Source organism: Mucilaginibacter sp., assembly GCF_041663085.1.
Taxonomy (GTDB): Bacteria; Bacteroidota; Bacteroidia; order Sphingobacteriales; family Sphingobacteriaceae; genus Mucilaginibacter.
In genome coordinates, this window is sequence record NZ_JBAZRC010000170.1 from 1 (window position 1) to 10325 (window position 10325).

Below are 10325 nucleotides of genomic sequence, written 5' to 3' on the forward strand. Positions count from 1 at the left end.
ACAAGAAAGAAAAGCAAGTGATGGGTTGAGATTTATAGTACTTCTATATATCCGTCCGTTCACCTTTATCCGCTGCCCATCCCTGATTAGTTTGGTGGCATTTTCCAACCCAACATCTGCCGGTAAACCATATTCAGGTGCGATGACTGCTCCGTGGGTCATCAGCCCGCCAACTTCGGTCACCAGGCCTTTTATGGATACAAGCAATGGCGTCCAATTGGTGTCGGTAAACACGGGGACTAATATATCGCCATCTTTCAGCTTGGCATCTTCCATGCTTAAGGTAACAGGTGCCCGCCCTTCTATAACACCGAAGAAACAGGCAAGCCTATATAGCATCGGCCGGAAAATTCTCACGTTTGTATTGCCCTGTAATAATTTCACCATCAGATGGGATGACACACCTGATACTCTAAAGTAAATAAAATTCTTACTTTCCTGGTATCAAACAAATTCAAACTAAGCACTATACAAAAGTGTTATGTTTATCGGGTGTAATTATAATACAGATTACTGATATTTATACCATTATTACATATTTGAGAAAAAGCCGTAACCAACGCATTGATTAATAGTGTAAATTCGAATTAAAAGAAAGCGATTATGGATACCCTGCAACGTTTTTAATACGATCAGCAAATACAGTGCATTTAATAATAATGAAACCAAACACTCATTAGTGAGTGTGGTCGATCTGTCAAAGGCTGATCCAGGACAAGGCAGATAAATAACCTAATTAAACAGATTTTTTATGACCTCAATTACAGTAAACGGGAAACAACATCAAATTGATGCGGACCCTAACATGCCGTTACTATGGGTGATCAGGGATATCATCGGTCTTACCGGTACCAAGTACGGCTGCGGTGTGGCACAATGCGGGGCTTGCGTTGTACATTTAAATGGCGATGCGGTACGTTCATGCGTTACTAAGCTAAGCCGTGCAGCAGGCCAGCAAGTAATTACCATCGAAGGCCTGTCAGCAAATAATGATCACCCCGCGCAACAGGCATGGAACGAGGAAAATGTACCGCAGTGCGGTTATTGCCATTCCGGGCAGATCATGTCGGCAGCGGTATTGTTAAAAGAAAACCCCAACCCCAGCGATGCTGATATTGATAGTGCCATGGCCGGTAACATTTGCCGTTGCGGCACTTATCTGCGTATTCGTAAGGCCATACATTTAGCTGCCGAGTTGCAGAGAAAGGAAGGCGCAAGCAAATGAAACAGAAAGTAAAAATCCCGGTGAAAGCCTTCGCTGTTATCGGCGTGTTGCTAACGTTGGTAGGTATCATGGCATTTGCCCTCCATAGCGACGAGAAAAAAAACAGTGCAGCAGTATCAAAACTGCCTGTTGTGAAAAAAGACAGCATAGCGTCAGTTAAAGCGTTTAAGCAGGTTTATACAGTGCTGATGAGTGCGAGGTGTATGAATTGCCATCCTTCAGGAGATGTCCCCCTTCAGGGCGAAGACAGCCACTTGCATACTATGTTGCCTAAAAGAGGTGTTGATGGGAAAGGGGTGTACGCGATGAAATGTTCCAACTGTCATCAGGCTACCAACACGCCGGGGCTGCATACGCCGCCGGGTAATCCTAACTGGCATTTGCCTCCGGCCGATATGAAAATGATTTTTCAGGGGCGTACGCCGCGCCAACTTGCTAAACAATTGATAGATCCGAAACAAAATGGCCACAAGGATTTGAAGAAACTGATAGAACATGCAGATGATGGTTTAGTGCTGGCTGGCTGGAACCCCGGTGAGGGCCGTAAACTACCGCCAATAGGCCACGCCACATTTAAAAAAGCGTGGATCACCTGGTTAACCACAGGCGCTTATGCACCAAATGGTAAATAGCAATAAAGTTTATTATTAAGCACACTCAACTCGTTTATTATGAGTACAAGTACAATATCCAGAAGAAATTTTTTGCGGGCTACCGGTATTACCGGAGCTGCACTTTGCTTGGGCTTCTCTTTTTCAGCAGATGGAAAAGCTAACGTTATTGTAGCCACTGATGCAGATCAGTCAGCTATTGAAATGAACGCCTGGATAAAGATAGATGCCAGCGGCAAAGTTACTTTAGTAGACCACCGGGCCGAAATGGGGCAGGGCTCTTACCAATCGGTACCTCAGATCATTGCCGAAGAGCTGGAGGTAGACCTGAAAGATGTAAACGTTATTTTTGCGCAGGGCGACCCGAAAAAGTACGGTGGCCAGATCACCGGGGGGAGTTCAACGGTGCGGGACTCCTATAAAAAACTTTTGAAGTTAAGCGCTACCGCACGGGAGGTTCTTATAGCCGCCGCAGCAGCAAAATGGAAAGTTTCGCCTACCGATTGCTATGCGCAATCGGGTACTGTAATACATAAACCATCGGGCAAAAAATTTCATTATGGCGAACTGGTTGCCGATGCTTCCAGGCTGGAAGCACCCAAGAATATTGTACTTAAAAAACGATCTGATTATAAATTAATTGGCAAACCATTACACCGCAAGGATACGCCAATGAAAACCAACGGCGAAGCCATATTTGGTTTAGATAAAAAACTACCGGGGATGCTTTATGCGGTGGTAGAGCGTAACCCCAGGTTTCGTGGCAAGGTGAAAAGTTTTGACGCTGCCGCTACTAAAAATGTACCTGGCGTAAAGCACGTTTTTGTGGTTAAAATGGAGGTTTTTAATACCATACGCGAAGGCGTTGCAGTAGTAGCTACCAGTACCTGGGCAGCTATGCAGGGCAGGAAGGCTTTAAAGGTGATATGGGATGATACCGGTTTTGAACATGTGAATATAGCGGACGTTTACACGCGGCAACATGAGGAGCTAAAAAAAGAGGGCCTTTTTTTTAAAAAGCAAGGCGACCCGGACGGCATCCTTACTAAAGCTGAGAAAATGCTGGATGTTGTATACCAAACACCTTATCAGGCCCATAGTGCCATGGAACCCTTAAACTGCATTGCCCATTATCAAAAAGATAAAATAGAGATATGGGGACCAATACAGGCACCAGATTGGGTACAGGGTGATATTAGCCAAAAATTTAAGATGCCAATAGATAAAGTAAGGGTTAACATGACCTTTTTAGGGGGTGGTTTTGGCCGTAAAGCTTTTTTAGATTACCCCTACGAAGCTACCATGATATCTAAGCAAATTGATGGCCCGGTACAAGTAATCTGGACGCGTGAGGATGATACAACCCAGGGGCCTTATCGTGCGGGTATATCTTACAGGGCGCAGGGCGCAATTGTTAATGGAGAGATTTCGGCTGTTAAATTCCGCATGGCCGGGCAAAATATAGACCACTGGAGCGATCCCAAAAGGGGCGTGGCCAATAGCAGTACTACCGAAGGTTTTTTAGCGCCATATTTTGAAAGTATAAAAAATATAAGCTTTGCCGATGTGCCGTTTGAAATGCCTATTCCAAATATGTGGTGGCGGTCGGTATACGCATCCACAAACGGTTTTGCGTATGAAAGTTTTATTGATGAGCTGGCCCACGAGGCCGGAAAAGACCCGCTTGATTTCAGGAGGGCTTATTTGAAAGATGAGCGCTGCCAAAAGCTGATAGATAAAATGGAGGAAGTTTCTGGCTGGAAAAGCAGGAAGAAAAATGAGGGTTATGGAGTAGCTATAACGGAATGCTTTTCGAGTACTGTAGGGCAGATAGTTAAAGTGTCGCAGAAAGCCGGTGGTGGGATAATTATAGATAAGGTTTGGGCCGTGATGGATTGCGGCTGGTACGTAAACCCCGATATCATCCACGCGCAGATTGAAGGAAGTATTATTATGGCGCTTGGTGCCGCAACCATCCATGAGATCACCTTTAAAGACGGGCTGGTAGAGCAACGTAATTTTTATGATTACAAAATGCCAAGAATAACAGACATCCCGCCGATAGAGGTACATGTTATAGATAATGATGCGGATGCAGGAGGGGTTGGAGAGCCTGGGTTGCCTGCTTTCTCACCAGCTTTCACCGCTGCTATTTTTGACCTGACCGGTAAACGTATCCGCAAATTACCGTTTGATATGGCAAACATATAAAATTACTTATTTGAAAGAACTAAGGGATATAGTTAATGCCTATGATAAGGCGAAGCAAGCAGGCAAAAAATCAGCTTTAGCCACAGTAGTGCGCGTAGAAGGTTCGTCCTACCGGCGCGCCGGTGCACGTATGCTGGTAACGGATGACGGCCAGTTAACTGGCGCAATAAGCGGAGGTTGCCTGGAAGGAGATGCTTTGCGTAAAGCCCAGTTGGTTATGGTTCAGCAAAAACCTATGCTGGTTACGTATGATACAACCGACGATGACGACGCGAAATTTGGTGTTGGCTTAGGTTGTAACGGTATCATTCACATTTTGATTGAACCGATTAATGAGGAACAGCCTTATAATCCCATCGGTTTTTTCAAGAAGTTTTTGTGTAAGCGGGAGCCCGCAGTATTAATCACGGTTTTCAATATGGCAGACAGGCGCGCAGAGCAGTATGGTACCTGTTTATTTTATAACAAAAATGGAGGTGCCTCGGGCTTACTACCGGCCGGAAAAATTAGTGATGCTATTTTGCCTGATGCTGCAAATGTTCTTCATACAGGTAACACTACTACAAAAACCTATTATTATCAGGACAATTATACCTGTTTTATTGAATTGCTGCAGCCTGCGGTATCGCTGGTTATTGCAGGGGCTGGTAATGATGCTATCCCCCTGGTACAAATGGCAAAGATACTTGGCTGGCAGGTAACAGTAGTTGATGGCCGGGCCAACTATGTTACTGCCGCGCGGTTCCCCCTGGCCGACGGACTAATAGTTGCTAAACCCGCTGAGGTGAAAGCCCAAATACCGGTAGACGAACGAACTGTGTTTATGCTGATGACTCATAATTACAATTATGACGCAGCCCTGTTAACAGATCTGCTCGAGCTACCGCTAACTTACATTGGCGTACTTGGCCCCAAAAAAAGGCTGAAGCGGATGCTGGAAGAAATTGCACCCGGGTATAATAGCCCTGCAAATATTCCAGATCAACTATACGGCCCTGCCGGATTGGACATCGGATCAGAAAACGCGGAAGAGATAGCACTTGCTATTTTATCCGAAATACAATCTGTCTTAAATAGGCGTAATGCTGCATCTTTAAGAACCAGGCCGTTTATTCATGACCGTATCAATAAAAAGGAATTGTTGCCATTAATATCAACACATTAACCACATGACACCCATTGTCATATTAGCTGCCGGGTCTTCCAGCCGTATGGGCACACCTAAGCAAAACCTTTACATTGGCCGCCATACACTATTACAACAAATGGTACAGGTGGCAATCGCTGCATCAGATAAGGTTTTGGTAATTTTAGGCGCTAACTTCCATGCCATTGAAGCAACTATTAATGATACCAATGCCGGGATATTATATAATAAAGATTGGGCATTGGGCATGAGCTCGTCTATTAAACTTGCGGTATCACATATCCAGCTAAAACATACAAATACTGATGCTATTGTTTTTATGGTTTGCGACCAGCCATACGTAAATGCCGAACTTTTAAAAGAGTTGATCATAACAGCCTGCAAGGTTAAAGAAGAAATAATTGCTTGTAGTTATAACGGTATAATGGGTGTACCGGCAGTGTTCAAAAAAAGTTATTTCCCTGAATTGCTTAGGTTAAACGGGAAAGAAGGTGCGAAGAAGATACTGGAGCAACACATGGAGGATGTTTATACCATTCCGTTTCTTTTGGGAAGTGTTGACATTGATACGGAAGAAGATTATAACAACCTGCCCACAGGTTTAGATTTATAAGAGGATTTTATGTCGTTAACAAATTACGCTATAGCAGGCAGCACACTAAGCGCGCGCTGCTATTATCTGCTCGCAAAGGCCAAAAGATAAGGTCATGCCATTACCACCTAAACCGTTAATGATCAATACGCCGGGTTCTGCATCCACAATCAGTTCGGTTTGGCCGGTTGTCATTTTTGCATAAGTGCCATTCCATGTTTGTATTACGCGTATATCCTTAAAACTGGTAAAAGTTTGCAGGTATTTTAATATCATCTGGTTAATAAAATCTTTGTCGAACGGGTCGTGTACCAGTCCGTATTCATGCGAATCTCCAACTGTTATTTCACCGGTATGGTTTTGCGCAGCCATTACATGTATTCCCCATTTAAGGTGATCGGCATATTGTTCTTCGTACCTTTTTCGTAATGCTGGCAGGGCCGGGGCCGATTGAAACCCCGGGTAATGTATCATGCTTAAGCTACCACACAAGGCAGGGCCTATACGCCAGTTACCAGGCTGCGCGGCCAATCGCATCATTTGCAGCTTGCATTTGGTGGTAGCTAAAGAGGTGAAAAGTTCGGGGTAAAGGGTTTCAAACTCCACACCGCTGCAAATAAATATCTCATCGGCATGCCATTGCCTGTTGCCTGATGTTACGGTGGCTGTTTTAACGTTACTTATGGCTGTATTCCAGTGAAAGGTTACATCGTATTTTTCTGCTAAATGCCGGGCTACCGCGCCAATAGCGGCACGTGCCTCCAGTATCATTTCTGTACCACTCCATAAAGCGCCTTTTAAGCCATCGGGGTTTACACCGGGCGATTTTTGTAGTGTTTCTGCGGGAGTAAGCAAAGCGCAATCGCGATATGTTTTATTGATCCCGGCATATTGCTCCATTACCTGTAACTCATCATCATGGTAGGCCAGGTGCAGCGAGCCAACTTCGTCATGCCAGATACCTGCATCAGCGCAGGTTTGTTTCCATATGCTGCGCGATAACATAGCCCGTTCAAACAATGGCCCGGTTGGTTGGCCAATTGGCCAAACCATCCCAAAGTTGCGTATGGATGCCCCAACAGCTTGTTCGTTACGTTCAAAAATAGTAACACTATATCCTCTAACAGCAAGTGCGCGGGCTGTAGCCAGCCCCACAATGCCTGCGCCAATTACAATGGCTGATGGTTTGCTCATACAGTAGAAAATTTAAATTCGGTTTCAGTAACGGGTTTCTTGCGGGCAGATTGCAAAAAGTATAATAATGACAAGGTGCCGCAAATGCCGCCAATAATAGCCACTATCATTACACCTTCTTTAAAGAAGGTGCCCCAGCTAATGTTTGGGCGCCCTAATTCTTTTATCAGCAGGATACTTACACTACCCAGGTAACCCATAGAATCTGCAACGTACATCACAAAGCCTACGTTGCTTTTGTAATGAAAGGTAGCTATCATCCGCTCAAAAAATATAGCGTTATAAGGCACATAGCCCAGGTAGAGGCCAAGGCCGGCCATGGTCATCCAACTTACAGGGCCAATCATTTTAAGGGAATACATAACTGTTGAAACACCAAGTAGTACACAACCGCCAATTATAAAAAGGTGGATAATGCTGAAAGCACGCAGGTTTTTTTTGATGAGGATAAGCAGACTCATGGCAATAAGTACAATAATAGATATTTTGGTATCTATCTTCGTGTAAATGCCCCTGTCTTTAATGCCCAGGCTGCTCCATATCTCCACCTCAAAATTATCGCGGATATCGCGCATGATGGTTAGCAGTACATAAATAATAAGTGTTAATATAATACCCGGTAAAAAACGAATAATAAAATGTTTACGTTCCTGCGCGTTCATCGGCAACCGTTCTGTACGTAATAATTTATCCTCGGGTGTTTGGGGCGGCATCAGCTCCAGCATTAATACAAAAAGCACCAGCGGTACAGCAAATAAAGCGCCTGTTAAAAATGGCATATTGTATTCGCTTACGTGATAAACATGGATAAGCGTTTGCCCAATTGTTTTCACAAAGCCCGAACCAAATATAAGGCTGATAGACAATACCGCCGCCATAAACTCAGTAGATCGGCGCCCTTCCAGGTACCCAAAAACCAATCCCCATATCAGCCCTAACGGAAAACCGTTGATGAATAAAAAAACGATGTTATACGGGGCCGGTACAAGTGCAAAACCCAGCAGTGCAAGCCATGAAATACCCACTAAAAGTAAAATGATTAGCCCGCGTTTGGCACCTTTTACCTCGGCGATAAAACGGATACCATAAAATTTGCTTAGTGTGTACCCAATTATTTGTGCAATAACCAGCCAAACCTTGTAATCAATATGAAGGTATTGCTGGCCCGGGTAAGTACCCGCCGCAAATGCTTTACGAAAAGCATACATTGATGTGTAAGCTCCAAATGCCGACAATGCAGCCAAAACAGATATTAGCGCATAGGGCCATTTGGCTACCTGTGCTTTCAGTTTTTGGGTTAACTGCATAATCAGTTAATTAATGATGTTTATAACATCGGCTATATCATCAATAATATGGGTAGGGTTGTAAGGTTCAAGCTGGGCACGTGTAAAAGCACCTGTGGTTACTGCAATTACATATTTGCAGCCGGCGTTTTGTCCCTCACGTATATCTACCTCGGTATCGCCAACTTTGGCAACCTCACCGGGGTCGGTTACGCCGGCAAGAGCCATCAGCTGATTGATCATTGCAGGGTCAGGGCGGCCTTTCTCCACCTCGTCAGATCCTATCAGGTAATCTATCAAACCTTTTTCGCGCCATTGCAAGCGTTCAATAATAATTTGGGCAATATCTTTAGAGAACCCTGTGTTTATGCCGATCCTGATACCTGCATTATGTAATGCTGCCATAGTTTCTTCGGCATGTGGTAAGGCCTCCAAAACGGTCGCTTTTTGATAATAGCTTATCATCAGGCTAATAAATTCCCGGTGTATGTTGCTGATCAGTTGCGGGGTTATTTTGTCGTTATCAGGCTCGTGCTGATGCAGCATTTTTGTAATGGCAATGCTTTTTTCGTATCCCATTAAAGGGTTAACATCTTCTACAGATACATGGTATCCATATTTTTGCATCGCTGCGCTGAACGTATCGGCAACTTTATCTTCATCTTTGACCGTAGTGCCGGCCATGTCAAATACAATAAGTTTAATGGACATTGCTAATTAAATAATGTTTAGCAATATTAAACTATGTTTATTAATAGTAAACTAAATTTAGATTAAGAAAAGGTTAAGTTTAAGCCTTTTCCTCAAAAAAATAGATAACCAGCATGCTGGCTTTTTCACTGCCTGTGTTTCTGGGCGTATGTGAGAGGCGTCCGTCAAACAACATCGAGTCGCCTTTATGTAGTATAAATGAACTATCTTCAAACCGATACTCTATACTGCCATTAAGTATATATTTATATTCATAAGCCTCTGTCTCCACCATAGGGCGATAGGCATCTGCTTCCAGCTCAAGTATAACAATATCAACGGTTGAATTTTTGATAGATTGCGTAAATATCCGTTGGTAATGGAAGCCCTCGGCATGCTCTTTTTCAAAATGCTCATACTCGGCCTGCCTGCGTATAATAAGCGGAAAGTTTTTACCGCCCGAATGAATGTTTTTAAAAAAAACGTTCATGTCAATATCCAGCGCTTTAATAATATCAATTAAAACAATAAGGGATGGAATGGTGCGGCTGTTTTCTATCTGTGAAATAAGCCCTTTACTTACATTGGCCCTTGATGCCAGTTCCTGTACGGTTATGTTTTTCTCGCGGCGGCGGTCCTTGATCTGGTTACTGATCTGTATCAGTATATCATCTTCCATTATTACTTAACATTTGTTGAACGGGGGTAAAGTAGATAATTATTTTAAAGATGACAAGGTATTTAGGCTTATTTAACATCTTATAAATTATATGATACAGATTTAATTTTACGGTAATATAGATAGCTTTATTTTGTTGTAAATAATCCTTAATATGCCTTTAACTGTACGCACAGCCGAACAAATTGTTGATGAAGTTTTTGCCCTGTATGAATTGCATGGCGATGAAGATTATATTGGTGAGCCTGTTTCTCAGTTGGAGCATATGTCGCAAGCGGCGGCACTTGCCCAAAGCGAGGGTAACGATGATGAAGTTATACTGGCCGCGTTTTTTCATGACATTGGCCACCTGTGTGCCAGCGAAGGTGTAGCAAGTATGGACGGTATGGGTAATGTTGACCACGAAAAACTTGGAGCAGATTATCTGTTAGAGCGTGGGTTTTCGCAAAGGCTGGCCGCCCTTGTACAGGGGCATGTAATAGCCAAGCGTTACCTTACCTATAAAAACCCGGGTTACTTTGAAAAGCTATCGCCGGCTAGCCAGGCAACGCTCAATTTTCAGGGGGGGATTATGAGCGCAGATGAAGCCACCCGGTTTGAACAAAACCCCGACGCCGGTTTAATAGTACGTATGCGTTATTGGGATGACGAGGCTAAATTGCAAAATGTGCCTGTTAACAATGTACAGTA

The 10325-nt window shown here is 43.8% G+C and carries 11 protein-coding genes; 6 read left to right on the forward strand and 5 right to left on the reverse strand.

The genetic code is table 11. The features are described from left to right. Nucleotides 1-387, reverse strand: a 387-nt coding sequence (locus WC615_RS20765) for a PEP-utilizing enzyme (protein ID WP_372979974.1), incomplete at its 3' end; no start/stop codon positions are given. A 364-nt stretch (nucleotides 388-751) separates the two neighbouring features. Between WC615_RS20765 and WC615_RS20770 the strand changes: the two genes are divergently transcribed. From WC615_RS20770 to WC615_RS20790, 5 genes are read left to right on the forward strand one after another with little or no spacing between them, the layout of a single operon-like run. Beyond that, nucleotides 752-1225, forward strand: coding sequence for a (2Fe-2S)-binding protein (locus WC615_RS20770; protein ID WP_372979975.1), 474 nt, complete (start codon nucleotides 752-754; stop codon nucleotides 1223-1225). Beyond that, complete coding sequence (locus tag WC615_RS20775; protein WP_372979976.1) at nucleotides 1222-1857, forward strand: hypothetical protein; 636 nt, start codon at nucleotides 1222-1224, stop codon at nucleotides 1855-1857. Before WC615_RS20770 ends, WC615_RS20775 begins: the two co-directional genes overlap by 4 nt. A gap of 39 nt (nucleotides 1858-1896) precedes the next feature. Beyond that, entirely contained in the window at nucleotides 1897-4047 is a 2151-nt protein-coding gene (locus WC615_RS20780; RefSeq protein ID WP_372979977.1) for a molybdopterin cofactor-binding domain-containing protein, read from the forward strand. A gap of 10 nt (nucleotides 4048-4057) precedes the next feature. Then, complete coding sequence (locus WC615_RS20785; RefSeq protein ID WP_372979978.1) at nucleotides 4058-5212, forward strand: XdhC family protein; 1155 nt, start codon at nucleotides 4058-4060, stop codon at nucleotides 5210-5212. Nucleotides 5213-5216: 4 nt separating this feature from the next. Continuing rightward, on the forward strand, nucleotides 5217-5807 hold the full coding sequence (locus WC615_RS20790; RefSeq protein WP_372979979.1) for an NTP transferase domain-containing protein: 591 nt from the start codon (nucleotides 5217-5219) through the stop codon (nucleotides 5805-5807). A gap of 45 nt (nucleotides 5808-5852) precedes the next feature. On the opposite strand, the gene WC615_RS20795 is transcribed toward WC615_RS20790, so the two are convergent. From WC615_RS20795 to WC615_RS20810, 4 genes are all read right to left on the reverse strand, one after another. Then, nucleotides 5853-6980 carry a TIGR03364 family FAD-dependent oxidoreductase gene (locus WC615_RS20795; protein ID WP_372979980.1) on the reverse strand — a complete coding sequence of 376 codons (1128 nt, stop codon included), beginning with the start codon at nucleotides 6978-6980 and terminating at the stop codon, nucleotides 5853-5855. Continuing rightward, complete coding sequence (locus WC615_RS20800) at nucleotides 6977-8287, reverse strand: DUF5690 family protein (protein WP_372979981.1); 1311 nt, start codon at nucleotides 8285-8287, stop codon at nucleotides 6977-6979. The genes WC615_RS20795 and WC615_RS20800 overlap by 4 nt, the downstream gene beginning before the upstream one ends. Before the next feature lie 6 nt (nucleotides 8288-8293). Next, entirely contained in the window at nucleotides 8294-8977 is a 684-nt protein-coding gene (locus WC615_RS20805; protein ID WP_372979982.1) for an HAD-IA family hydrolase, read from the reverse strand. Nucleotides 8978-9056: 79 nt separating this feature from the next. Next, complete coding sequence (locus WC615_RS20810) at nucleotides 9057-9635, reverse strand: helix-turn-helix domain-containing protein (RefSeq protein WP_372979983.1); 579 nt, start codon at nucleotides 9633-9635, stop codon at nucleotides 9057-9059. Nucleotides 9636-9789: 154 nt separating this feature from the next. On the opposite strand from WC615_RS20810, the gene WC615_RS20815 reads away from it, so the two are divergent. After that, the coding region (locus WC615_RS20815) for an HDIG domain-containing metalloprotein (protein ID WP_372979984.1) at nucleotides 9790-10325 on the forward strand (536 nt) is incomplete at its 3' end.